Origin of the sequence: Citrobacter sp. wls717 (assembly GCF_005280955.1) — a bacterium.
Classification (GTDB): domain Bacteria; phylum Pseudomonadota; class Gammaproteobacteria; order Enterobacterales; family Enterobacteriaceae; genus Citrobacter; species Citrobacter werkmanii.
The window spans coordinates 97233-120987 of the sequence record NZ_SZWW01000006.1 but is presented as its reverse complement, the minus strand read 5'-3'; the positions used below and the strand labels follow the sequence as shown (position 1 = coordinate 120987).

Genomic DNA, 23755 nt, shown 5'->3' with positions numbered 1-23755 from the left:
GGCGCTGCGCTTATCCGGCCAACGGGCAGCGTCAACGTAGGTCGGATAAGCGTAGCGCATCCGACACCACTGACGAATAAAAAGCCTCTGAGCGTGTGCATCAGAGGCTTTTTATTGAATTATCATCGCTTGCACTTCCCCTCCCCGCAGTGTTATTAACTGCATATGTTCCACGTTTCTGTCATGAGTTCGCTATGAGTGTTACTACCCCTGTCTTTGCGACGCTGCGTCGTCTTACCGCCGACGATAACGCCGCCATCGCCCGCGTTATCCGCCAGGTTTCCGCCGAATACGGGCTTACCGCTGATAAAGGCTATACCGTGGCCGACCCAAATCTGGATGAACTGTTCCAGGTTTACAGCCAGCCGGGCGCAGCCTATTGGGTCGTTGAGCAGAATGGTCAGGTGGTGGGCGGCGGCGGCGTCGCGCCGTTAGGCTGTAGCGAGCCGGACATTTGCGAGCTGCAGAAGATGTATTTCCTGTCGAGCGTACGCGGCCAGGGGCTGGCGAAAAAGCTGGCGCTGATGGCGCTGGATCACGCCCGTGAGCAGGGTTTTAAGCAGTGCTATCTGGAAACGACCGCGTTTCTGACTGAGGCTATTCGCCTGTATGAACATTTAGGCTTTGAGCACATCAGCGAAGCGCTGGGCTGTACCGGGCACGTGGATTGTGAAGTGCGGATGTTGAAGCCCCTCTGACCTTACGCCGAGGGGCCATATTGACCTTACTGCATCTCAGCCGAAAGCATCAGACGAATCACGCCGGCCGAACGCGCGGTCGGCAGCTTCAACACCTGTGACCAGAGATCCTGCACTATCTCACAGGCAATCTTCTCTTTGCCGACAGCTTTAGTCGGATCGGCCATGATTTGAATATCCGGTCCATAGCGCTGTACCAGGCCAGGGCTGATGCTTTGCAGGTCCTGAAGCGCCAGTTGCTTTTCCTCTGCCGTAACCGTATGTTTTTTCGGTCCGTGAGAGGCGTACATCATGCTCATGTCACTCGCCATACGACGATCCATGATCTCACGCGGAACAAGACGTGCCGGGTTAATCCCACCTTTTACCGCCGGAAACAGGAAGCGGAAGCATTCATCATCACCTATTTTGGCCACAGCGGCGATCTGCTCAAGATTAATTTTCATATATTCAATGACATTGGCATCAGGAGCTTGCTGCAATCGTGCCATTTGCAACTGAAGAATCTGCGGCTGTATCGCGTCGATAACCTGCTGTTCACTGCTCCCTGCTTTTTTCATCTGCGCTGCCTGGCTGATTATTTTTTGCGTCAGCGCAGGCTCCTGTTCCTTAATCACCTGAAACGCCGGATTAGAGAGCATCGCCTTTTCAAACTGCTGCTCTTCGGTCAGACCATAATCCGGGTTTTCACGTGGGATCAGGTAGTGCACATCAAACAGATTCCACGCAATAATCGCCACCACAAAGACCACCGCGCCAGAGATCTTGCCCAGCCACCCTTTTTTACGGAACATGCCAACGACGATGGCAATCACCACCCCGATATAGCCTGCTAACAATACGTGAGCCCAGTTCATTAACCATCCTTATGCAAAACAATCTCAAGTAAGGAGATATATTTCCCCCTTCGTGTGTTTTGATTATTACGGCAGCGGCGGGCGATTTCCAGCCACCAGATTTTGCTAGCGGAAATGGAGAAGAGGTAAAACGCGCGATGATTGAACAGCGCGCGTCACAGAAGGAATCAAGCCGGTATGCCGCTGTGAAAGCGGAACTCGTCGTCAGGAGAGGTAATCAACGCGGCTTCGACTTCGCCAAAAAACCGCACCCGGTCGCTGATATCGTCAGCAGAAACCTGCTGCGCCAGCGCCAGATAATCCTGATAGTGCCGAGCCTCGGATCGCAGCAGCGACAGGTAAAACGCCTGCAAATCCGCCTCCAGATACGGCGCCAGCGCGGCAAACCGTTCACAGGAACGGGCTTCGATATACGCCCCGCAAATCAGCTTGTCGATCAGCGTCAGCGGCTCGTGGGTGCGAACCTCTTTGAGCATACCTTTGGCGTAACGACTGGCGGTCATTTTGATGTAAGGGATATTGCGGATCGTCATCGCCTCGCGTACCTGCGAGAAGTGATGCAGCTCTTCTTTGATCAGCAACACCATGCTGTCGATAAGCTTTCGTCCCCACGGGTCGTCGGTTTGCGGCATAACGCTTTTGCTTATCTGTTTATTCAGTGCGATAAAATCCGGCTCATCCCCTTCCCTGAAAGCAAAGGCTTCATAGGGTTTTAGCCAGTCCAGCAGCGCCTGCGATCCCTGTTTATCCGCGGCATACTTACGCACCAGCAGCATTGCCGTTTGCGCCGCTTTCAGTTCGCAGACGAGGTGATCGGTCAGTAACAGCGGCAGATTCGCCGGGTCTCGCGCTTTATCAAGCCAGGCCTGAGGCGTTTTACATTGCAGGAAGTTGTGGATCGGGGAGAATATTTGCGGGTAATCCATACGTTGTCCTTGGCCTGCGGCAGCCTGGGCTACCGCAGGTCAGCAGATGACTTAGTGACGCACGCCGTCATCATCTTCGTCGACGAAGTCTTCATCGTCGCCATCTTCGCCTTCTTCGCCGTTCGGGTCTTCAAAATAGGTGCCCCAACCGTCGTATTCCACTTCAAATTTTTCAGCCAGGTTCATCAGTTGCTCAACCTGAGCGTCAATCAGCTCGGCATTCAGGGCGCATTCGCTGAGGATGTCACAACAAATAACCGTGTCGCCTTCTTCGACTTCAAGCTCTTCCGGCTCGGTCACTTCATAACCCAGCTTGAAGGCTTCTACTGCCGCTTTTTCCAGGGTTTCAAAGTCGTCCGCGGAAAGGTGATGCTCGATAGTGTACAGCGCGTCTGGATCGCTGCCATCTTCGAGTAACTCTTCAATAATCAAGCGTGTTTCTTCACGCTGCTCTTCCAGTAGTTCCGGGTTTGCCATGGCTCGTTCCTCATAATGTCCTGCCGATACTCTTATTGTCACATACCGCTGTCATTGCCTCCACCTTTCCAGGAAAGATTTGTTAAACAAGGTTGCAAATGAATAAACATCCATATAAATTGAATTTTAATTCAATAAATGGCTTAAGCCATGTGAGGAAACCATGTCTACGTTTTATCAGAAGCACTTTTTGAAACTGCTTGATTTCACCTCTGCTGAACTCACGTCACTGCTCAAGCTCGCCGCGCAGCTCAAGGCAGATAAGAAAAACGGCACCGAGGTCGCTCAACTCACCGGTAAAAATATCGCGCTCATCTTCGAAAAAGACTCGACTCGTACTCGTTGCTCTTTCGAAGTTGCCGCATACGATCAGGGCGCTCGCGTAACGTATCTCGGGCCAAGCGGCAGCCAGATTGGGCATAAAGAGTCGATTAAAGATACCGCCCGCGTACTCGGCCGCATGTACGACGGTATTCAGTATCGGGGTCACGGTCAGGAAGTGGTGGAAACGCTGGCGGAATATGCCGGGGTGCCGGTATGGAATGGATTAACTAACGAGTTTCATCCCACCCAGTTACTGGCGGATCTGTTAACTATGCAGGAACACCTGCCGGGTAAAGCATTTAATGAGATGGCGTTGGTCTACACCGGCGATGCCCGTAACAATATGGGCAATTCGATGCTGGAAGCCGCCGCGTTAACTGGGTTAGATCTGCGTCTGGTTGCACCGCAGGCCTGCTGGCCGGATGAGAGTCTGGTGGCAGAATGCAAAGCGCTGGCACAGAAAAACGGTGGCAATATTACGCTGACGGAAGATGTCGCCACGGGCGTAAAAGGTGCGGACTTCATCTACACCGACGTATGGGTGTCAATGGGCGAAGCGAAAGAGAAGTGGGCCGAGCGTATTGCGCTGCTGCGCAAATATCAGGTAAACAGCGCGATGATGGCGCTCACCGGCAATCCGCAGGTTAAATTTCTGCACTGCCTGCCCGCGTTCCATGACGATCAAACCACGCTTGGCAAACAAATGGCGCAACAGTACGGTTTGCACGGCGGGATGGAAGTGACCGACGACGTCTTTGAGTCACCCGCCAGCATCGTATTTGATCAGGCGGAAAACCGGATGCACACCATTAAAGCGGTAATGGTGGCGACGCTTTCCAAATGATAGTGTTGCGTGATTGATTTGCCGGATGGCGATGTTCAGCATCTTATCCGGCCTACAACCGCGCTACCGTAGGCCGGGCAAGGCGAAGCCGCCCTCCGGCAAACACGCTTACTCCACCAGCAATTTCACCACCGCTTTGCGTACCAGCGCCGGAGCGCCGACTGCGCACAGCGGTTTATGCACTTCCCCCGGATAGAACACCACAAAGTCACCTTCGTTCAGAACTACCGTTTTCTCCTGTGCCCCTTCCGGCAGGAAGGCAATGTCTTTATCCGCCAGCCAGTCAGTTTCCGGCGCGCCCGCAGGCTGCGTACTGAAGGTCATGCCTTCCTGCCCTTTGAGCAGGATCTGAATATCCAGATAGCGGGCATGATACTCGGCACGGCGCTGTGCAAACGGCTCCGTCATATCTTCGGCAATCAGATAAAATAGGCGATCGCCATCGATGTCATGCTTACCCTTTTCCGTCGCATCCGTAACATGCGTTTTAATGTGCTCAATCGCCTGACGCAGCTCTTCCGGCAGCCAGGCACCCAGGTTGTGAATATTGCCGACAATCATCTCAAACCCCTTAATTAAAACATCGTTTCATTTTTGTTGTTATACGAAAAAACGGCCTGTCATACCACTCCTAATTACCGATATTTTGCGGCAACGCATGTTTATCGCTGATGATGTTAGATAGTTGTTAACCTAACGCATCAGGTTATGCATAAACACTGCATAACTCTTACCCTCTCATTTTTCTCTTTGCTGGTAACTTACTGGTTTTGAAAGTGTTATGATAAAACCCAGCCGTCGATCACAATTCACACCTCCCCCACTCGCTTTGTTCGCCACCATATTTATTTGGCAATAAACTGTCCCGTACAAATAATAGAATCACAGAACCGCATAAACATTCACCTCATAATAAAAAACACATAAAAATCAATTAATTATTAAATGCATATATTTTTAAAAATGTACATAAAATTAACATAGATAAATAACAAGACATATTCATGCGTAGCAATTCAGTTATTGTATTTATTATTTTTTAAAATCTCAGAGCCATCTCATATATTAGGAAAGCAAATTCAAATATCGAACCGACTGTGAAACAAATCACGTTTCCGTATCAAATAAGATCTAAATATAGATTCTGAAATCAGCTGAAAAATCATGACTGCAATAAATTGCATTTGCAGCCATCTCCTCTTTATTTTTTAAAATCGTATTAAAGGAATAATGATGGAAAAGCATTATGTCGGTTCTGAAATCGGTCAATTACGTAGCGTGATGCTGCATCGCCCTAATCTCAGCTTAAAAAGGCTGACGCCATCCAACTGTCAGGAGCTGCTTTTTGATGATGTGCTTTCGGTAGAACGTGCAGGTGAAGAGCACGACATTTTCGCCAACACGCTGCGCCAGGAGGGAATTGAGGTTCTGTTACTCACTGATTTATTAACACAAACCCTGGATATTCCCGACGCTAAAAGCTGGCTGCTGGATACGCAAATTTCTGATTATCGCCTTGGACCCACTTTCGCCGCCGATGTCCGCGCCTGGCTTGCGGACATGCAGCACCGGGAACTGGCACGGCATTTAAGCGGCGGCCTGACCTATGGCGAAATCCCTGCCTCTATAAAAAATATGGTGGTGGATACTCATGATATTAATGATTTTATTATGAAGCCATTGCCCAACCATTTATTTACCCGCGACACCTCATGCTGGATATATAACGGCGTGTCGATTAATCCGATGGCTAAAACTGCCCGGCAACGAGAAACTAATAATCTGCGGGCGATTTACCGTTGGCACCCGCAATTCGCCGATGGTGAATTTATTAAATATTTCGGTGATGAAAATATTAATTACGACCACGCCACATTAGAAGGTGGAGATGTGCTGGTCATTGGTCGCGGTGCGGTACTTATTGGCATGTCTGAGCGCACCACGCCACAGGGAATCGAGTTCCTTGCCCAGTCACTCTTCAAGCATCGCCAGGCAGAGCGCGTCATCGCGGTCGAACTGCCTAAGCATCGTTCCTGTATGCATCTCGACACCGTGATGACCCACATCGATATCGATACCTTCTCTGTCTACCCGGAAGTGGTGCGCCCGGACGTGCAGTGCTGGACTCTGACGCCAGACGGGCGCGGCGGCCTGAAACGGACGCAGGAAAGTACGCTGATCCATGCCCTGGAAAAAGCGCTGGGGCTCGATCAAATTCGCCTGATTACTACCGGAGGTGACGCCTTCGAAGCCGAACGTGAACAGTGGAATGACGCCAACAACGTCCTGACGCTACGCCCCGGCGTTGTTGTGGGTTACGAGCGCAATATCTGGACCAACGAGAAATACGACAAAGCCGGCATCACCGTTTTACCCATTCCTGGCGACGAACTTGGACGCGGACGCGGCGGCGCGCGCTGCATGAGCTGCCCGCTGGAACGCGACGGTATTTAAGGAGACGTCATGGAAAATAAACCAACCCTGGTTGTGGCTCTGGGCGGCAACGCGCTGCTCAAACGCGGCGAGCCGCTGGAAGCAGACATCCAACGTAAGAATATTGAGCTGGCGGCAAAAACCATCGCCCGGCTTACGCAACAGTGGCGTGTGATTCTGGTACACGGCAATGGCCCACAGGTTGGACTGCTGGCGTTACAAAACAGCGCTTACGCCAGCGTCACCCCCTATCCGCTCGACATTCTCGGCGCGGAAAGTCAGGGAATGATTGGCTATATGTTGCAACAGGCGCTGAAAAACCAGCTTCCACAGCGAGAAATTAGCGTCCTGCTGACGCAGGTTGAAGTCGATGCCCACGATCCAGCCTTCAGCAATCCCACCAAATATATCGGCCCCATTTACGACCAAACCCAGGCCAGTGCATTACAGGTGGAAAAAGGCTGGGTTTTCAAAGCCGATGGTAAAGCGTTCCGTCGCGTTGTGCCCTCTCCGCAGCCCAAACGTATTGTTGAAAGTGACGCGATCCAGGCGTTGATCGCCCGCGATCATCTGGTCATCTGCAATGGCGGCGGCGGTGTGCCGGTCGTGGAAAAAGCCGATGGCTACCACGGCATTGAAGCCGTAATCGACAAAGATCTCTCCGCCGCCCTGCTCGCCAGCCAGCTTCATGCTGATGCGTTGCTCATCCTGACCGATGCCGACGCGGTGTACCTCGACTGGGGCAAACCCACCCAGCGCCCTCTGGCTCAGGTCACCCCCGAAATACTCAGCGAGATGCAGTTCGACGCCGGTTCTATGGGGCCGAAAGTTACCGCCTGCGCGAATTTTGTCTCTCAATGCCAGGGGATAGCAGGCATCGGCTCCCTGGCCGACGGCCCGGCCATTCTCTCGGGAGAGAAAGGCACATTGATTCGGCCCGAAACCATTGCTTACGACGCGTGACCCATTTTTGCCGGATGGGCGACTGCGCCTTATCCGGCCTACATAAGGACATTCTGATGACTGTTAACTTAAAAAATCGCAATTTTCTTAAATTGCTCGACTACACCCCGGCAGAGATCCAGTACCTGATCGATCTGGCTATCGAATTAAAAACGGCGAAAAAGGCCGGACGCGAAAGACAGACGCTGGTCGGTAAAAATATCGCGCTCATCTTCGAAAAAACCTCAACCCGCACCCGCTGCGCCTTTGAGGTTGGCGCTTTTGATCAGGGCGCGCAGGTGACCTATCTCGGCCCAAGCGGCTCGCAGATTGGTCACAAAGAATCGATGAAAGATACCGCCCGCGTGTTAGGCCGCATGTACGACGGCATCGAATATCGCGGATATGGCCAGGAGATCGTCGAAGAACTGGGGCAGTTCGCCGGTGTTCCGGTATGGAACGGACTGACCAACGAATTTCACCCTACGCAGATCCTTGCGGATCTGATGACCATGCTGGAACACGCGCCGGGCAAAACCTTACCTGAACTGAGCTTCGCCTACCTCGGTGACGCCCGCAATAACATGGGTAATTCGCTGATGGTTGGCGCGGCGAAAATGGGGATGGACATCCGCCTCGTCGCCCCTAAATCCTTCTGGCCGGATGAGACGCTGGTTGCCGAATGCCGTGAAATCGCCAGCGTGACAGGCGCGCGCATTACGCTCACAGAGGACGTTGAGGAAGGCGTTTACGACGTGGATTTCCTCTATACCGATGTCTGGGTCTCCATGGGCGAACCCAAAGAGGCATGGGCAGAACGCGTAAGCCTGATGACGCCTTACCAGATTAACCAGCGAGTCATCAACGCAACCGGCAACCCCAATGTGAAATTTATGCACTGTCTGCCCGCCTTCCATAACGAACACACCAAAGTTGGGCGTGAAATCGAAGCGGCTTACGGCCTGAAAGGGCTTGAGGTCACGGAAGAGGTGTTCGAGTCAGCACACTCCATCGTCTTCGACGAAGCAGAAAACCGGATGCATACCATCAAAGCGGTCATGGTAGCGACACTCGGCGACTAACCCCTGCGGGCATATGTCGCCTGACGGCATATGCCCGAGCTATCCGGAGAACATCATGGGCAAATTCAAATTTCCCAGCGCGTATACCATCCTGTTTATTCTTATTGCACTCGTCGCTGTTATGACCTGGATTGTCCCGGCAGGGAAATACCAGATGGCGATGAATGCGACCCTGGGTAAAGAAGTGCCGGTTGCCGGGACTTATGCCCCCACAGAGGCGCATCCACAAGGTATTACCGCTGTACTGCTGGCGCCAATTGACGGTCTTTATAATCACGAGACCTACACCGCCGGCGCCATTGATGTGGCGCTGTTTGTCCTGATCATCGGCGGTTTTCTCGGCGTGGTAAATAAAACGGGGGCCATCGACGCCGGTATCGAACGCGTGACGGTCAGGCTTAACGGCAAAGAAGAGTGGATGATCCCCATCCTGATGGGACTTTTCGCCGCCGGCGGTACGATTTACGGGATGGCGGAAGAGTCGCTACCTTTTTACACGCTGCTCGTCCCGGTAATGATGGCGGCCCGCTTTGATCCACTGGTCGCTGCTGCGACCGTTTTGCTCGGCGCAGGTATCGGCACACTCGGTTCGACCATTAACCCGTTCGCAACGGTTATCGCTGCCAACGCGGCCGGGATCCCCTTCACCCAGGGAATGCTGATGCGCATTCTGCTGCTGGTCGTCGGCTATGTGATCTGCGTGGTGTGGGTCATGCGCTATGCCCGGAAAGTTCGCAGCCATCCTGAGCTGTCTATCGTGGCGGATAAAATGGAGGAAAACCGCGCCCATTTTCTCGGTAGTCGCGCCAATACCAATCTGGAATTCACGGCAACGCGGAAATGGATCCTGCTGATTTTCGCCGCCGCCTTTGCGGTAATGATCTATGGGGTGGCGGTACTCGGATGGTGGATGGCAGAAATATCCGCAGTCTTTCTGGCTGCTGCGATTATCGTCGGCGTAATCGCCCGCATGAGTGAAGAGGCATTTACCAGTACGTTCATTGACGGTGCGCGGGATCTGCTTGGCGTGGCGCTGATTATCGGTATTGCGCGCGGCATCGTCGTGGTGATGGATAACGGCATGATCACTCACACCATTCTGCACAGCGCCGAAAATATAGTCTCCGGCCTTTCCACCACCATTTTCATCAATGTGACCTATTGGCTGGAAGTGTTGCTCTCCTTCCTGGTCCCATCGTCCTCTGGGCTGGCGGTCCTCACCATGCCCATTATGGCCCCGCTGGCCGACTTCGCGCATGTACAGAGGGATCTGGTCGTCACCGCGTATCAATCCGCTTCCGGCATTGTGAATCTGATTACGCCCACCTCTGCGGTTGTGATGGGGGGACTGGCCATCGCGCGCGTTCCCTATGTGCGTTACCTGAAATGGGTCGCTCCGTTACTGCTTATTTTGACGTTACTGAACATGGTCGTCCTGAGTATCGGCGCGATGCTGTAGCTCTTTTAGCCGTCGGTATCCGACGGCTTTTTTGATCGTTCTCTCGTTTTTCTGCACAACCGCCCGTTTGAGCCGTTATTGATACTGCAAATGTGGTGAATTTCGCCATCGCATTGATACAGATAAGAAATATAAGGTGATTTTATGAAGGAATTCGATGATTACTCTGCCAAAGAGCAAAAACAGCTGGCGATGTGTCAGCGCCTGATTAGCGAAAAAAGCTACCTGTCACAGGAAGCGCTGCGCCGCGATCTGCAAAGCCACGGCTTTACCAGTATTAGTCAGTCGACGGTGTCTCGTTTGCTGAAGTTGCTTGGGGCCATAAAAATAAGAAATACAAAAGGGCAAAAAATTTATTCTGTCAATCCTCAGTCACGACCCGCTCCTGATGCGGCGCGATCGATCGCTGAAATGGTGGTCAGCATAGAACACAATAGCGAGTTTATCCTCATTCACACCGCTGCAGGATATGGTCGCGCGGTTGCCAGAATCCTCGATTATCACGCCTTGCCGGAAATTCTGGGCGTCATTGCCGGCAGCAGTATCGTCTGGGTCGCGCCGCGCGTCGTGCAGCGAACGGGCCTGGTTCACAAGCAGATTAATTATCTCTTTAAAATGAATTAAAATTCAGAAGAACCGTTTGCGATGAATAAATCGTGCATTTTTCGCTTGATCCCATAACGTAGCTGAGTATAATCGCGGACAATTTGCCGGGAGGATGTATGGTTCAGTGTGTACGACATTTTGTCTTACCGCGTCTGAAAAAGGACGCTGGCCTGCCGTTTTTCTTTCCGTTGATCACCCATTCCGAGCCCCTCAATTGAGGGGCTTTTTTTTTGCCCAGGCGTCAGGAGATAAACATGGCTAACCCGCTCTATCAAAAACACATCATTTCCATAAACGACCTCAGCCGCGATGACCTCAATCTGGTCCTCGCAACGGCGGCGAAATTAAAAGCGAACCCACAACCAGAGCTGTTAAAGCATAAGGTCATCGCCAGTTGCTTCTTTGAGGCGTCCACCCGCACCCGTCTATCCTTTGAAACTTCTATGCACCGTCTGGGCGCCAGCGTGGTAGGTTTCTCTGACAGCAGCAACACGTCTCTGGGCAAAAAAGGCGAAACGCTGGCTGACACCATTTCCGTCATCAGCACCTATGTCGACGCCATCGTCATGCGTCATCCGCAGGAAGGCGCCGCGCGTCTGGCAACAGAATTCTCTGGTAACGTCCCGGTTCTTAACGCGGGCGACGGCTCTAACCAGCATCCAACCCAAACGCTGCTGGATCTGTTTACCATTCAGGAGACACAGGGCCGCCTGGACAATCTGCAAATCGCCATGGTGGGTGATCTGAAATATGGCCGCACCGTCCACTCCTTAACCCAGGCGCTGGCGAAGTTTGAAGGCAACCGCTTCTACTTCATCGCCCCGGATGCGCTGGCCATGCCGCAGTACATTCTGGATATGCTGACTGAAAAGGGCATCGCCTGGAGCCTGCATGGCACTATCGAAGAGGTGATGGCGGAAGTCGATATCCTCTACATGACCCGCGTACAAAAAGAGCGTCTGGACCCATCCGAATACGCCAACGTGAAAGCACAGTTTGTCCTGCGCGCCAGCGACCTGAACGGCGCCAGAGCCAATATGAAGGTACTACATCCGCTGCCGCGTATTGATGAAATCACCACCGACGTCGATAAGACGCCGCACGCCTGGTATTTCCAGCAGGCTGGCAACGGCATCTTCGCCCGCCAGGCGTTACTGGCACTGGTACTGAATAGCGAACTGGCACTGTAAGGGAGAAAAAGAGATGACACACGATAACAAACTGCAGGTTGAAGCCATCAAACGTGGCACCGTGATTGACCATATTCCCGCACAGGTTGGTTTTAAATTGCTGACGCTGTTCAAGCTGACAGAAACCGACCAGCGAATCACCATCGGTCTGAATCTGCCGTCCGGTGAGATGGGTCGTAAGGACCTGATTAAAATTGAAAATACCTTCCTGACCGACGAGCAGGTCAACCAGCTCTCTCTGTACGCGCCGCAGGCAACGGTGAACCGCATTGATAATTACGACGTGGTGGGTAAATCACGTCCGAGTCTGCCAGAGCGCATCGACAACGTGCTGGTGTGTCCGAACAGCAACTGCATCAGTCATGCTGAGCCGGTTTCTTCCAGTTTTGCAGTGAAAAAGCGTGCTGATGACATCGCACTCAAATGCAAATACTGTGAAAAAGAGTTTTCGCATTATGTGGTGCTGGCCAACTAATTGGGGTTGGTTATGAGATCCCTGCTCCCTATAATGAGCGGGAACATTCTATTACCGCTGTAATTCAGGAGAAATCATGAGCAAGACTATCGCGACGGAAAATGCACCAGCAGCAATCGGCCCATACGTACAGGGTGTTGACCTGGGTAGCATGGTAATCACTTCCGGTCAGATCCCGGTCGATCCGAAAACCGGCGCCGTAGCGGAAGACGTATCCGCTCAGGCGCGTCAGTCGCTGGAAAACGTAAAAGCTATCGTTGAAGCAGCAGGTCTGAAAGTGGGCGACATCGTTAAAACGACCGTCTTCGTGAAAGACCTGAACGATTTCGCTACCGTCAACGCCACCTACGAAGCGTTCTTCACCGAGCACAACGCGACCTTCCCGGCGCGTTCTTGCGTGGAAGTTGCTCGTCTGCCGAAAGACGTGAAAATCGAGATTGAAGCGATCGCCGTTCGTCGCTAAACCACCTTGTGCCGGATGGCGGCTTCGCGTAATCCGGCCTATGCAAGCGTAGTTTGTAGGCCCGGTAAGCGCGAGCGCCACCGGGCATTTATCACATCACGCCAAACAGTTTCGGCAGGAATAGCGAAATCGCCGGAATGTATGTCACCAGCATCAGCACCAGGAACAGCACGAGGTAGAATGGCAGCATCGCCTTCACCACCTGCTCGATTTTCTGCTTACTCACCGCACTGGCCACAAACAGCACCGACCCCACCGGCGGCGTAATCAGGCCGATCCCTAAGTTCACCAGCATGATCATGCCAAAATGGACCGGATCAATGCCGAGCGCGTTGGTCACCGGTAGTAGCACCGGCGTCAGGATCAGGATCAGCGGCGCCATGTCCATCAGCGTACCGATCAGCAGCAGCATGATGTTAATGCACATCAGGATGACATATTTGTTATCCGAGATGCTGGTGAAGGCTTCGGTAATCCGCATCGGCAACTGCATATAGGTCATGACGGCCCCAAACGCGGCGGCAAAACCTATCAGGATCATGACGATAGTGACCGTTTTCACCGTGCGGAACATCAGCTTCGGCAGTTCAGACCATTTATAGTCACGATAGATAAACATGGTGACAAAGAAGGCCCAAAGACAGGCAATCGCCGCGGATTCCGTTGCGGTAAAGATACCTGACAGGATCCCGCCCATGATGATCACCACCGTCATTAATCCCCACAGCGTATCGACGAAAATCTTCAGCGCCTGGCGAAACGGTACGCGCTCCCCTTTTGGATAACCGCGTTTATGGGCAAAAGCCACGCACATCACCATCAGGCTAAAGCTCAGCAACAGGCCCGGCAGGATCCCGGCGATGAACAGCGCGGCAATCGACACCGTCCCGCCCGTTGCCAGCGAGTAGATAACCGAGTTATGGCTGGGCGGCGTGAGGATCGCCTGCACCGAGCCGCTGGCGGTTACCGCAGCGGCAAAGTCGCGCGGGTAGCCTTTCTTGTCCATCTCCGGGATCATCACTGAACCGATAGAAGCGGTATCGGCCACCGACGATCCTGAAATTGCGCCAAAAAAGGTCGAGGCGACGATATTTACCAGCGACAGCCCGCCGCGGATAAAGCCAACGAAAATATAGGCAAAATTCACCAGTCGGCGCGCGATCCCCCCTTCCGCCATGATTGCCCCGGCCAGAATAAAGAATGGGATCGCCAGCAGCGAAAACTTGTTTACTCCGCTGGTCAGTTGGATCATCACGGCTTCCAGCGGAATATCAATATACCAGGCTCCAATGATGGCGCTAATGCCAACCGCGTACGCTACCGGTACCCCAATCGCCAGCATAATGCCAAGCGTAAAGACGAGAATAAATGCATCCATCTGCTTTCCTTAATGAAATGGGGGCGGTAACTAGCTGGTTGAACCCAGCATGACAACGGGACGTTGATATTGCGGGCCGCGGAAAATCTTTTCTGCGATAAACAGCAGCGTGATAGCGGAGCCAATCGGTAACGGCAGATAGTTTTGCCCGGCGCTTAAAAGCGGGAATTCCGCGACAGGCTGGTCCCACAGCTCAAGACACAGATTGATTCCATACCAGAGAATAAACAGGCTGATCGCCACCAACATGATATCTGCGACAATCGAGCAGTAACGACGGGCGGACTCCCCCAGACGGTCAATCACCATGCTCACCGCGATATGCGAACCTGCGCGATAGCTCACCGCCGCGCCAATAAAGGTGAACGTCACCATACAAAGAATGGCGACCGGTTCAGGCCATGACAGGGCATTGTTCAGGACATAGCGTGCAAATATGCCAATAGGGATAATGGCGACCATAACCAATAATGCGACACCAGCAATCCACATAGAGACCCGATAAAGAAAATCCATTACCGATGAATAACATTCACCCATAATTATCACCTCGAATTAATCAAAAGACTCAGGCAGAGGATTGCTCCCCTCCGCCTGATGAATTACTTCACATCCTGAATACGTTTGATCAAATCCTGGTGGTCTTTACCGTAATTATCCCGCACTGACTGCGTGGCTTTATAGAAATAGTCCGTATCAATATCGTGGAACTGAACGCCATTGGCTTTCATAGTTTCCAGAGATTTCGCATTATATTCTTGCCAAAGTTTGCGTTGTTCAACCTGCGCTTCTTTGGCGAGCTTAATAATGAGTTCCTGGTCTTCTTTTTTCAATTTATCCCATTTGGCTTTGGAAAACAGAAAAAGCTCAGGAATAATAAAGTGTTTGCTCCAGGTATAGTTTTTAACGACCGGTAAATAGTTGTGCGCAACAAATGTTGGCGGGTTATTTTCCGTACCATCAATAACGCCGGTCTGCATACCGCTAAACACTTCGCTGACGCCCATCACGATAGAGTTAGCGCCCATCGCCTTTAAGGTATCCAGCGCTATCGGACTCGCCTGAACGCGGATTTTCATACCGTGTAAATCTTCCGGTTTCACCACCGGATTTTTGGTAATCAGGTTGCGCGTCCCGGCGTCCATCCAACCCAGGAATACCAGCCGCGATTTCGTATTGGCCGTCAGGCGGTCGCCAATCTCCTGACCGATCATGCCGTCAAGGACCTTATGCATATGGTCTTCATCGCGAAAGATATACGGCAGGGTAAATACGTTAATTTCAGGAAGAATGGCGGCAACAGGCGTCATTGAGACGCGAATAATATCGATAGCGCCTAATTGCGCCTGCTCAATCATCTGTTTTTCATCACCTAACACGCCACCTGGAAATGTTTTAATCTCCAGACGACCATCGGTCGCGGCGCTGAGTTTCTCCCCCATATGTTTCACTGCGACGACGTTCGGGTAATCAGCCGGATGCACATCCGCGGCGCGAAAAGTTTGTGCCAGCGTTGCATGACTCGCCAGTAATACGGACGCGCCAATACACAGACTTAACAGGTTTTTTGTCAGTTTCATTTGTCCTTCTCCAGAAGTTCATAATATCCATTAACAGGAATAGCTTGCAGAGCAAATGACTGCCGGAATTAAAACGGGCAGCGAGAAACTTTCTTAACGACGTTACCTGCGCAGACTAGCTGGTGTAACAATTTATTTCGATGACTGCGTTCACAAAAAATCGCAGATGCTAATAATTTTTAGCACAGTGTTTCATTTTTGCAACACAGATCGTTTTATTGATAAAAAAACAACGCAAAGAAGGCGATTTGATACTAATTCCCTCAGCTAGCATTTCAATAAAAATAAAACACTACTATTTCGCGAGAATATCTTTCGAATGAAAAAGAGAAATGCAGGATGGTATTTACACCATCCTGCTGAGAAGTTTGATGTTTACTGCCAACCGTAGCGACGGCTATAAAAACCTTTCACTAATTGGGTCAATGTCATGTAGCCCGCCAGAATCGCAATCAGCCACGGGAAGTAGCTCAGCGGCAGCGCCTGCAATTGCAGATAGCTGGCCAGCGGCGAAAACGGTAAGGCAATGCCCACCACCATCACGACCAGCGTCATTAGCATCAGCGGCCATGCGGCGCAACTTTGGATAAACGGCACGCGACGGGTACGGATCATATGCACAATCAGCGTTTGCGACAGCAGGCCCACCACGAACCAGCCCGACTGGAACAACGTCTGATGCTCTGGCGTATTGGCATGGAAGACAAACCACATCAGGCAAAAGGTCAGAATGTCAAAGATCGAGCTGATCGGCCCAAAGAAGATCATAAAGCGGCCCAGTTCGGCGGGATTCCAACGCTGGGGCTTTTTGATCTGCTCTTCGTCGACGTTATCAAACGGAATCGCCACCTGGGATACATCATACAGCAGGTTCTGAATCAGTAAGTGCAGCGGCAACATCGGCAGGAACGGTAAAAAGGCGCTCGCCACCAGCACGCTAAACACGTTACCGAAGTTAGAACTGGCCGTCATTTTGATGTACTTCAACATGTTAGAAAAAGTACGGCGTCCTTCGATCACCCCTTCTTCCAGCACCATCAGGCTCTTTTCCAGCAGGATAATATCCGCCGCTTCACGCGCAATATCGACCGCGCCATCAACAGAGATACCGATGTCCGCCGCGCGCAGCGCCGGAGCGTCGTTGATGCCATCGCCCATAAAGCCAACCACGTGGCCTTCACGTTTGAGCAGCGTGACAATGCGCTCTTTGTGCATTGGCGTCAGGCGGGCAAACAACGTGGTGCGCTGAGCAAGCGTTGCCAGTTCGTCATCGCTTAATCCTTCAATGCTGCTGCCAATCACCACATCGCCCGCATCCAGCCCCACTTCATGGCACACTTTTGCCGCCACCAGCTCGCTATCGCCGGTGAGAATTTTCACCGTAATACCGCTGGCTTTCAGCGCCTTCAGCGCCGGCGCGGTGGTCTCTTTCGGCGGATCGAGGAACGCGATATAGCCTTCGAGGATCAGATCCGACTCATCAATACGCTGGTAATCACCTTCACGCGCGGGCAGGTACTTGGTGGCCACCGCCACTACGCGCAGCCCCTGACGGTTCAGCGTATCGGTAACGCGTTTCACCCGACGCAGCATGCCCTCATCCAGGGGGACAATCTCGCCGTTGTGACGCACCTGGGTGCAGACGCTGAGGATCTCCTGCAGCGCGCCTTTGCACACCAGGTGGTGCACATCCGTTTCTTCCGCCACCACCACCGACATGCGGCGACGTTCAAAATCAAACGGGATCTCATCGATTTTCTGCCAACGGGTAGAAAGCTGGCGGGCAGATTCCTCATCCACGCCTTCCAGTACCGCCGTATCCAGCAGATTCTTCAGCCCGGTCTGGTAATGGCTGTTCAGCCACGCGGAATGCAGAACGTGCTCGCTGGGTTTTCCAGAGATATCAGTATGATTCTCCAGCACAATTTTATCCTGCGTCAGGGTCCCGGTTTTATCGGTGCACAGGATATCCATCGCGCCAAAGTTCTGGATGGCATCAAGGTGCTTGACGATGACTTTCTGTTTAGACAGCTTTACCGCCCCGCGCGCCAGCGTCGAGGTGACGATCATCGGCAGCATTTCCGGGGTCAGCCCCACCGCCACAGACAGCGCAAACAGCGCCGCCTCCCACCAGTCGCCTTTGGTATAGCCGTTAATGATGAGCACAATGGGCGCCATCACCAGCATAAAGCGGATCAGCAACATGCTGACGCGGCTGATCCCTTTCTGGAAGGCATTCTGCTCGCTTTCCTGCTCGCTGACGCGCCCCGCCAGTTGCCCGAACCAGGTATTGGCTCCGGTCGAAATCACGATAGCCTGCGCCGTGCCGCTCACCACATTGGTCCCCATAAAGCACAGAGTATCGCACTCCAGCGGGTTGCTTTGCTGCGGGTCGCGGCTGGTTGCGACTTTCTCCACGGGCAGCGATTCACCGGTCAGCGAAGCCTGCGCCACAAACAGATCGCGCGCCTGGACGATACGTAAATCCGCCGGGATCATATCCCCTGCCGCCAGCTTGATGACATCACCGGGTACCAACTGGTCAATTGGCAGTTCAACCCAACCGTTCTCGCCTTTTTCGTTGATAACGCGCAGCACCGTGGCGGTGTTGCTGACCATCGCTTTCAGCGCATCTGCCGCTTTGGTGGAACGCGCCTCCTGCACAAAATTCAGCAGCGTCGAGATGGCGACCATCAGCGCGATTACGCCAGCAGCAAACAGATCCTCAGTGGCATAGGAAATGGCGCCAAGAATGGTCAGCAGAATATTAAACGGATTGCGGTAGCAGACCCACAGATGCACCCACCACGGCGACGGCTTCTGCGCCGGCAACTGGTTTTCGCCATGGATTTCGCGGGCGCTCTCGACCTCTGCGGCGTTTAATCCTTCCGGATGTGCGCCAAACGTTTTCCACAGCGCGGCTTCGTCCATCAGCGCCATTTTCAGGCAATGTTCGCTCAGCGAGGGCGGGATCGGTGTGCTGGCAACGGTCTGCGCATTGGGCAACGGGTCGCGATGCACCAGACGATGTGGTAAATGGCGGTTAGGCCGGGCAAACAGCTGGCGAGTAATATTTTTGAACATAGGCAGTCCCCCTGCGCCAGTCTTAACAGGCGCAGTAAATCTTTCAGGCGTGGCAAAGCCTTGCCTGATGGCAATTTTAAAATCACAACAGGGACGTCAGAACGTCACTGTCTTACGCATCCGGTAAGACAGTGAAAGACAGGCTTACCGGAAAATGTTGTTTCTCCGTCTCGGGAGAGGGGTGGGATCGGGATCCATATAGCCTCCGGTAAGTGAATGATAAGCGCCGCGGATTATACGCAGAAAACCATAAGGTTTGTGGCAATTATGGCGGTATGATAAAGCATAGAAACTAAACCAAACGTATACCAGACTTTGCCCATTGCACTGTGCTTGAGTAAAGTTATTCTCTTTTGGCATAACTTCACACGCGACACGGGAAAACAGGATGCAAAATCGGCTGACCATTAAAGACATCGCCCGCTTAAGCGGTGTGGGGAAATCCACGGTTTCCCGCGTTCTCAACAACGAAAGCGGCGTCAGCGAACGTACCCGTGAACGCGTCGAAGCGGTGATGAATCAGCACGGTTTTTCCCCTTCCCGCTCTGCACGCGCCATGCGTGGGCAAAGCGACAAGGTGGTGGCGATTATCGTCACGCGCCTGGATTCTCTTTCAGAAAATCTCGCCGTGCAGACCATGCTGCCCGCTTTTTATGAACAGGGTTACGATCCGATCATGATGGAAAGCCAGTTCTCGCCTGAACTGGTCGAAGAACATCTGGGCATGCTCAGACGCCGTAATATTGACGGTGTGGTGCTGTTTGGTTTTACCGGCATTACCGAAACGATGCTCACCTCCTGGCAGGATTCTCTGGTGCTGCTGGCCAGAGATGCCAAAGGCTTTGCCTCCGTCTGCTATGACGATGAGGGCGCTATTCATACCCTGATGCAGCGTTTATACGATCGCGACCACCGCCATATTAGCTTTCTTGGCGTCCCCCATAGCGACGTGACCACCGGTAAGCGCCGTCATGAAGCCTACCTGGCATTCTGTAAGAAACACAAACTGCATCCGGTTGCCGCGCTACCGGGCCTGGCCATGAAGCAGGGTTATGAGCAGGCCGCCAATGTCATCACCCCGGAAACCACCGCCTTAGTCTGCGCGACGGATACCCTTGCCCTTGGGGTCAGCAAATATCTGCAGGAGCAGCGGATTGATAATCTGCAGTTGGCGAGTGTGGGCAACACACCGCTAATGAAATTCCTCCATCCGGAAATTATCACCGTCGATCCCGGTTACGCCGAAGCCGGACGACAAGCGGCCTCGCAGCTGATCGAGCAGATCAACGGCCGTAGCGAACCGCGACAAATCGTTATTCCCTCCACCCTCGCCTGATCGCTTTCTGAGCGCTAATTTGTGATCTTCGCTGCGTTTCGGGAACGTTCCCGTTTTTAAATATTCATCGAAGATATACTCTTGCGCCAACAACGCGGGAGTTGCCGGATGGCGACCTAACGCGTCTTATCCGGCCTACGGGGAATACACGTCATCATGAGCAAAATAAAACAAGCAGACATCGACCGGCTGATTGAGCTGGTAGGCGGGCGCGACAATATCGCTACGGTGAGCCACTGCATCACTCGCCTGCGTTTTGTGCTGAATCAGCCTGCGAATGCCAGGCCAAAAGAGATAGAGCAGTTGCCGATGGTCAAAGGCTGCTTCACCAACGCCGGGCAGTTTCAGGTGGTGATTGGCACCGAGGTGGGCGATTACTACAAAGCGCTGCTGGCGACCACCGGCCAGGCCAGCGCCGACAAAGAGCAGGCGAAAAAAGCCGCGCGGCAGAACATGAAGTGGCATGAACAGCTCATTTCTCATTTTGCAGAGATCTTCTTCCCTCTGCTGCCAGCGCTGATTAGCGGCGGCTTGATCTTAGGTTTTCGCAATGTGATCGGCGATCTGCCAATGAGTAACGGGCAGACGCTGGCGCAGATGCATCCGTCGCTGAAAACCCTCTACGACTTCCTGTGGCTGATTGGCGAAGCGATCTTCTTCTATCTGCCTGTCGGGATCTGCTGGTCAGCGGTGAAGAAAATGGGCGGTACGCCGATCCTCGGTATTGTGCTGGGTGTGACCCTGGTTTCGCCGCAGCTGATGAACGCCTATCTGCTCGGTCAACAGGTGCCGGAAGTGTGGAACTTCGGCCTGTTCAGTATCGAGAAGGTGGGCTACCAGGCGCAGGTTATCCCGGCCCTGCTGGCTGGCCTGGCGCTTGGATTTATTGAAACGCGCATGAAACGCATCGTCCCGGATTATCTGTATCTGGTGATCGTCCCGGTGTGCTCGCTGATCCTCGCGGTGTTCCTTGCGCACGCGTTTATCGGTCCGTTTGGCCGCATGATCGGCGACGGCGTGGCGTTCGCGGTTCGTCATCTGATGACCGGCAGCTTTGCGCCGATTGGCGCGGCGCTGTTCGGCTTCCTGTATGCGCCGCTGGTGATCACCGGCGTACACCAGACCACGCTGGCTATCGACATGCAGATGATCCAGAGCATGGGCGGTACGCCGGTATGGCCGCTGATTGCGCTGTCAAACATCGCTCAGGCTTCTGCGGTGGTCGGCATCATTATCTCCAGCCGCAAACACAATGAACGCGAAATATCAGTACCTGCGGCGATCTCGGCTTATCTCGGGGTAACGGAACCGGCGATGTACGGGATCAACCTGAAATACCGCTTCCCGATGCTGTGCGCGATGATCGGCTCCGGTCTCGCCGGTCTGCTGTGCGGCCTGAACGGCGTGATGGCGAACGGCATTGGCGTCGGCGGCCTGCCGGGTATCCTCTCCATTCAGCCGACTTACTGGCAGGTGTTTGGCATGGCGATGGTCATCGCGATCGTTATCCCGATGGTACTGACCTCATTCGTCTACCAGCGTAAATACCGTCAGGGCACATTACAGATTGTGTAACTTTTCTTCGGGGCGCAGTTGCGCCCCATCGTATCTCCAGGAAACAGCAATGAATATTCCACACTGGTGGCAAAACGGCGTTATCTATCAGGTGTATCCCAAGAGTTTTCAGGACACCACCGGCAGCGGCACGGGTGATTTGCGCGGCGTAACGCAGCGCCTCGGCTATCTGCAAAAGCTGGGCGTGGACGCTATCTGGCTGACGCCGTTCTACATTTCGCCGCAGGTTGATAACGGTTACGATGTCGCCGACTACATGTCAGTTGACCCGGCTTACGGCACGCTTGCAGACTTTGACGAACTGGTAGCAGCGGCGAAAGCGCGCGGCATACGCATTATTCTGGATATGGTGTTTAACCACACCTCAACCCAGCACGCCTGGTTTCGTGAGGCGCTGGATAAAGACAGCCCGTATCGTCAGTTTTATCTCTGGCGCGACGGCGAACCGACCACCCCGCCGAACAACTGGCAGTCAAAATTTGGCGGCAGCGCCTGGGGCTGGCACGCCGAAAGCGAGCAGTATTATCTGCATCTCTTTGCCCCTGAGCAGGCCGACCTGAACTGGCAAAACCCGGCGGTACGCGCCGAGCTGAAAAAAGTGTGCGAGTTCTGGGCCGATCGCGGCGTGGACGGCCTGCGCCTCGACGTAGTCAATCTTATCTCCAAAGATCAGGACTTCCCGAACGATCCCGACGGCGATGGCCGCCGTTTTTATACCGACGGTCCGCGCGCGCATGCGTTTTTACGCGAGATGAACCGCGACGTTTTCACCCCACGTAGCCTGATGACGGTCGGCGAAATGTCTTCCACCACGCTGGAAAACTGTCAGCAATACGCCGCGCTGGACGGTAGCGAACTGTCGATGACTTTTAATTTCCACCACCTGAAGGTGGATTACCCCAACGGTGAAAAATGGACGTTAGCCAAACCGGACTACGTGGCGCTCAAAACTCTGTTCCGCCACTGGCAGCAGGGCATGCATAACGTCGCATGGAATGCGCTGTTCTGGTGTAACCACGATCAGCCGCGCATCGTGTCGCGTTTTGGCGATGAAGGGAAATACCGTGTGCCCGCCGCCAAAATGCTGGCGATGGTGCTACACGGTATGCAGGGCACGCCCTATATCTACCAGGGGGAAGAGATTGGCATGACCAACCCGCACTTCCGCCAGATTACTGATTACCGCGATGTAGAAAGCCATAACATGTTCGCCGAACTGAACGGGCAGGGACGCGATGCCGAAGAGTTGCTGGCAATCCTCGCCAGTAAATCCCGCGATAATAGCCGCACGCCAATGCAGTGGGATGCCAGCCAGCACGCGGGTTTCACCGCGGGCGAACCGTGGATCAATCTGTGTGACAACGCAGCCAAGATCAACGTTGCAGCGGCGCTTGATGATGCTGATTCTGTGTTTTACACCTATCAGAAGCTGATCGCCCTGCGTAAAACGGAGCCGGTTATCACCTGGGGCGATTACCAGGATCTGTTACCAGACAGCCCACACGTATGGTGTTATCAGCGCGAATGGCAAGGACGGCGGCTGCTGGTCATTGCCAACCTGAGCGATACCTTCCAGAACTGGCAACCGACGCATGCCGACGGAAACTGGCAGGTGCTGATGCACAACTATGCCGAGGTCGCCAGCCAACCCGTTGACATGACGCTGCGTCCTTTTGAAGCCGTCTGGTGGGTGCAAAAATAGCTTGCAATGATGTTCAGGCCCGGTACGCATAGCGCTGCCGGGCGTTGTCGCCTACGCTCAGCTTACCTTCCTGTTTTTGCTGAATAATTAATCAGAATTTTCCAGGGGTAATTTACAATCGGCTGTAGCGCCCGTCATCTGTACGCTCCGATTTTTACTTTGCGCTACATCAAAAAAATCGTAAACATCCTTGATGCAAATCACTACATATAGAACTTAAAATGCACGCCGACCCAATATGTTGTATTAATCGCCTATAATTGCTACAACTACAATGCACCACTTCACGGTGGAATTGTGGATAACGTGGGTCAGGATTGCGGG

At 53.2% G+C, this 23755-nt stretch carries 23 protein-coding genes; 14 read left to right on the top strand and 9 right to left on the bottom strand.

Going from position 1 to position 23755, the window contains the following annotated elements; all coding sequences use genetic code 11:
- Positions 1-194 precede the first annotated feature (194 nt).
- Positions 195-698 (top strand): GNAT family N-acetyltransferase, encoded by a 504-nt coding sequence (locus FDX09_RS02990; protein WP_038636772.1) that lies wholly within the window; start codon positions 195-197, stop codon positions 696-698.
- A 26-nt stretch (positions 699-724) separates the two neighbouring features.
- On the opposite strand, the gene FDX09_RS02985 is transcribed toward FDX09_RS02990, so the two are convergent.
- From FDX09_RS02985 to rraB, 3 genes are all read right to left on the bottom strand, one after another.
- Complete coding sequence (locus FDX09_RS02985; protein WP_038636769.1) at positions 725-1555, bottom strand: hypothetical protein; 831 nt, start codon at positions 1553-1555, stop codon at positions 725-727.
- Between the two features lie 167 nt (positions 1556-1722).
- Positions 1723-2481, bottom strand: coding sequence for a tRNA isopentenyl-2-thiomethyl-A-37 hydroxylase MiaE (gene miaE / locus FDX09_RS02980; protein WP_121529893.1), 759 nt, complete (start codon positions 2479-2481; stop codon positions 1723-1725).
- 51 nt (positions 2482-2532) lie between these two features.
- Entirely contained in the window at positions 2533-2958 is a 426-nt protein-coding gene (gene rraB, locus FDX09_RS02975) for a ribonuclease E inhibitor RraB (protein WP_005134179.1), read from the bottom strand.
- A gap of 163 nt (positions 2959-3121) precedes the next feature.
- Between rraB and argF (FDX09_RS02970) the strand changes: the two genes are divergently transcribed.
- Positions 3122-4126 carry an ornithine carbamoyltransferase gene (gene argF, locus FDX09_RS02970; protein WP_069324775.1) on the top strand — a complete coding sequence of 335 codons (1005 nt, stop codon included), beginning with the start codon at positions 3122-3124 and terminating at the stop codon, positions 4124-4126.
- A gap of 108 nt (positions 4127-4234) precedes the next feature.
- Here the strand turns inward: argF (FDX09_RS02970) and FDX09_RS02965 are convergent, their stop codons facing one another.
- Entirely contained in the window at positions 4235-4687 is a 453-nt protein-coding gene (locus FDX09_RS02965; RefSeq protein WP_121529891.1) for a YhcH/YjgK/YiaL family protein, read from the bottom strand.
- A gap of 672 nt (positions 4688-5359) precedes the next feature.
- On the opposite strand from FDX09_RS02965, the gene arcA reads away from it, so the two are divergent.
- The 5 genes from arcA to FDX09_RS02940 all read left to right on the top strand — a co-directional run bounded on the left by arcA (position 5360) and on the right by FDX09_RS02940 (position 10666).
- A complete protein-coding gene (gene arcA / locus FDX09_RS02960) occupies positions 5360-6580 on the top strand; it encodes an arginine deiminase (RefSeq protein WP_085048408.1) in 1221 nt (406 codons plus the stop codon).
- A 9-nt stretch (positions 6581-6589) separates the two neighbouring features.
- Positions 6590-7522, top strand: coding sequence for a carbamate kinase (gene arcC, locus FDX09_RS02955; protein WP_121529890.1), 933 nt, complete (start codon positions 6590-6592; stop codon positions 7520-7522).
- A gap of 56 nt (positions 7523-7578) precedes the next feature.
- A complete protein-coding gene (gene argF, locus FDX09_RS02950) occupies positions 7579-8583 on the top strand; it encodes an ornithine carbamoyltransferase (protein WP_085048409.1) in 1005 nt (334 codons plus the stop codon).
- 55 nt (positions 8584-8638) lie between these two features.
- Positions 8639-10042: a YfcC family protein gene (locus FDX09_RS02945; RefSeq protein ID WP_038636748.1), complete on the top strand. Its 1404-nt coding sequence runs from the start codon at positions 8639-8641 to the stop codon at positions 10040-10042.
- 144 nt (positions 10043-10186) lie between these two features.
- Entirely contained in the window at positions 10187-10666 is a 480-nt protein-coding gene (locus FDX09_RS02940) for an arginine repressor (RefSeq protein ID WP_038636746.1), read from the top strand.
- Here the strand turns inward: FDX09_RS02940 and FDX09_RS02935 are convergent.
- Entirely contained in the window at positions 10663-10785 is a 123-nt protein-coding gene (locus FDX09_RS02935; RefSeq protein ID WP_087857458.1) for a hypothetical protein, read from the bottom strand. The genes FDX09_RS02940 and FDX09_RS02935 overlap by 4 nt on opposite strands.
- On the opposite strand from FDX09_RS02935, the gene pyrL reads away from it, so the two are divergent.
- The 4 genes from pyrL (at position 10765) to ridA (ending at position 12776) form a co-directional block, all read left to right on the top strand.
- On the top strand, positions 10765-10866 hold the full coding sequence (gene pyrL, locus FDX09_RS02930) for a pyr operon leader peptide (protein WP_003025819.1): 102 nt from the start codon (positions 10765-10767) through the stop codon (positions 10864-10866). The two genes, FDX09_RS02935 and pyrL, sit on opposite strands and share 21 nt — an antisense overlap.
- Positions 10867-10902: 36 nt before the next feature.
- Positions 10903-11838 (top strand): aspartate carbamoyltransferase, encoded by a 936-nt coding sequence (pyrB, locus tag FDX09_RS02920; protein WP_038636743.1) that lies wholly within the window; start codon positions 10903-10905, stop codon positions 11836-11838.
- Positions 11839-11851: 13 nt separating this feature from the next.
- Entirely contained in the window at positions 11852-12313 is a 462-nt protein-coding gene (gene pyrI, locus FDX09_RS02915; RefSeq protein ID WP_069324772.1) for an aspartate carbamoyltransferase regulatory subunit, read from the top strand.
- A 76-nt stretch (positions 12314-12389) separates the two neighbouring features.
- On the top strand, positions 12390-12776 hold the full coding sequence (gene ridA / locus FDX09_RS02910) for a 2-iminobutanoate/2-iminopropanoate deaminase (protein ID WP_000047544.1): 387 nt from the start codon (positions 12390-12392) through the stop codon (positions 12774-12776).
- A gap of 91 nt (positions 12777-12867) precedes the next feature.
- Here the strand turns inward: ridA and FDX09_RS02905 are convergent, their stop codons facing one another.
- The 4 genes from FDX09_RS02905 to mgtA all read right to left on the bottom strand — a co-directional run bounded on the left by FDX09_RS02905 (position 12868) and on the right by mgtA (position 18818).
- Complete coding sequence (locus FDX09_RS02905) at positions 12868-14154, bottom strand: TRAP transporter large permease (RefSeq protein ID WP_003839607.1); 1287 nt, start codon at positions 14152-14154, stop codon at positions 12868-12870.
- Positions 14155-14184: 30 nt separating this feature from the next.
- The gene (locus FDX09_RS02900; RefSeq protein WP_038636733.1) at positions 14185-14694 is read right to left on the bottom strand and encodes a TRAP transporter small permease; all 510 of its coding nucleotides are present in this window, start codon (positions 14692-14694) and stop codon (positions 14185-14187) included.
- A 62-nt stretch (positions 14695-14756) separates the two neighbouring features.
- Positions 14757-15734, bottom strand: a complete 978-nt coding sequence (locus tag FDX09_RS02895) for a TRAP transporter substrate-binding protein (RefSeq protein WP_087857461.1) — start codon at positions 15732-15734, stop codon at positions 14757-14759.
- 375 nt (positions 15735-16109) lie between these two features.
- Complete coding sequence (mgtA, locus tag FDX09_RS02890) at positions 16110-18818, bottom strand: magnesium-translocating P-type ATPase (RefSeq protein WP_137346761.1); 2709 nt, start codon at positions 18816-18818, stop codon at positions 16110-16112.
- A 388-nt stretch (positions 18819-19206) separates the two neighbouring features.
- Between mgtA and treR the strand changes: the two genes are divergently transcribed.
- From treR to treC, 3 genes are all read left to right on the top strand, one after another.
- Entirely contained in the window at positions 19207-20154 is a 948-nt protein-coding gene (gene treR, locus FDX09_RS02880) for a trehalose operon repressor TreR (protein WP_038636723.1), read from the top strand.
- A gap of 156 nt (positions 20155-20310) precedes the next feature.
- Positions 20311-21729, top strand: a complete 1419-nt coding sequence (treB, locus tag FDX09_RS02875; protein ID WP_038636721.1) for a PTS trehalose transporter subunit IIBC — start codon at positions 20311-20313, stop codon at positions 21727-21729.
- 49 nt (positions 21730-21778) lie between these two features.
- On the top strand, positions 21779-23431 hold the full coding sequence (gene treC / locus FDX09_RS02870) for an alpha,alpha-phosphotrehalase (protein ID WP_137346760.1): 1653 nt from the start codon (positions 21779-21781) through the stop codon (positions 23429-23431).
- Positions 23432-23755 lie beyond the last annotated feature (324 nt).

Bases quoted from the DNA above. Each gene is read 5' to 3' on its own strand.
- FDX09_RS02990 (WP_038636772.1), top strand. From the start codon at position 195: ATGAGTGTTACTACCCCTGTCTTTGCGACGCTGCGTCGTCTTACCGCC.
- FDX09_RS02985 (WP_038636769.1), bottom strand. From the start codon at position 1,555: ATGAACTGGGCTCACGTATTGTTAGCAGGCTATATCGGGGTGGTGATT.
- miaE (WP_121529893.1), bottom strand. From the start codon at position 2,481: ATGGATTACCCGCAAATATTCTCCCCGATCCACAACTTCCTGCAATGT.
- rraB (WP_005134179.1), bottom strand. From the start codon at position 2,958: ATGGCAAACCCGGAACTACTGGAAGAGCAGCGTGAAGAAACACGCTTG.
- argF (WP_069324775.1), top strand. From the start codon at position 3,122: ATGTCTACGTTTTATCAGAAGCACTTTTTGAAACTGCTTGATTTCACC.
- FDX09_RS02965 (WP_121529891.1), bottom strand. From the start codon at position 4,687: ATGATTGTCGGCAATATTCACAACCTGGGTGCCTGGCTGCCGGAAGAG.
- arcA (WP_085048408.1), top strand. From the start codon at position 5,360: ATGGAAAAGCATTATGTCGGTTCTGAAATCGGTCAATTACGTAGCGTG.
- arcC (WP_121529890.1), top strand. From the start codon at position 6,590: ATGGAAAATAAACCAACCCTGGTTGTGGCTCTGGGCGGCAACGCGCTG.
- argF (WP_085048409.1), top strand. From the start codon at position 7,579: ATGACTGTTAACTTAAAAAATCGCAATTTTCTTAAATTGCTCGACTAC.
- FDX09_RS02945 (WP_038636748.1), top strand. From the start codon at position 8,639: ATGGGCAAATTCAAATTTCCCAGCGCGTATACCATCCTGTTTATTCTT.
- FDX09_RS02940 (WP_038636746.1), top strand. From the start codon at position 10,187: ATGAAGGAATTCGATGATTACTCTGCCAAAGAGCAAAAACAGCTGGCG.
- pyrL (WP_003025819.1), top strand. From the start codon at position 10,765: ATGGTTCAGTGTGTACGACATTTTGTCTTACCGCGTCTGAAAAAGGAC.
- FDX09_RS02935 (WP_087857458.1), bottom strand. From the start codon at position 10,785: ATGTCGTACACACTGAACCATACATCCTCCCGGCAAATTGTCCGCGAT.
- pyrB (WP_038636743.1), top strand. From the start codon at position 10,903: ATGGCTAACCCGCTCTATCAAAAACACATCATTTCCATAAACGACCTC.
- pyrI (WP_069324772.1), top strand. From the start codon at position 11,852: ATGACACACGATAACAAACTGCAGGTTGAAGCCATCAAACGTGGCACC.
- ridA (WP_000047544.1), top strand. From the start codon at position 12,390: ATGAGCAAGACTATCGCGACGGAAAATGCACCAGCAGCAATCGGCCCA.
- FDX09_RS02905 (WP_003839607.1), bottom strand. From the start codon at position 14,154: ATGGATGCATTTATTCTCGTCTTTACGCTTGGCATTATGCTGGCGATT.
- FDX09_RS02900 (WP_038636733.1), bottom strand. From the start codon at position 14,694: ATGGGTGAATGTTATTCATCGGTAATGGATTTTCTTTATCGGGTCTCT.
- FDX09_RS02895 (WP_087857461.1), bottom strand. From the start codon at position 15,734: ATGAAACTGACAAAAAACCTGTTAAGTCTGTGTATTGGCGCGTCCGTA.
- mgtA (WP_137346761.1), bottom strand. From the start codon at position 18,818: ATGTTCAAAAATATTACTCGCCAGCTGTTTGCCCGGCCTAACCGCCAT.
- treR (WP_038636723.1), top strand. From the start codon at position 19,207: ATGCAAAATCGGCTGACCATTAAAGACATCGCCCGCTTAAGCGGTGTG.
- treB (WP_038636721.1), top strand. From the start codon at position 20,311: ATGAGCAAAATAAAACAAGCAGACATCGACCGGCTGATTGAGCTGGTA.
- treC (WP_137346760.1), top strand. From the start codon at position 21,779: ATGAATATTCCACACTGGTGGCAAAACGGCGTTATCTATCAGGTGTAT.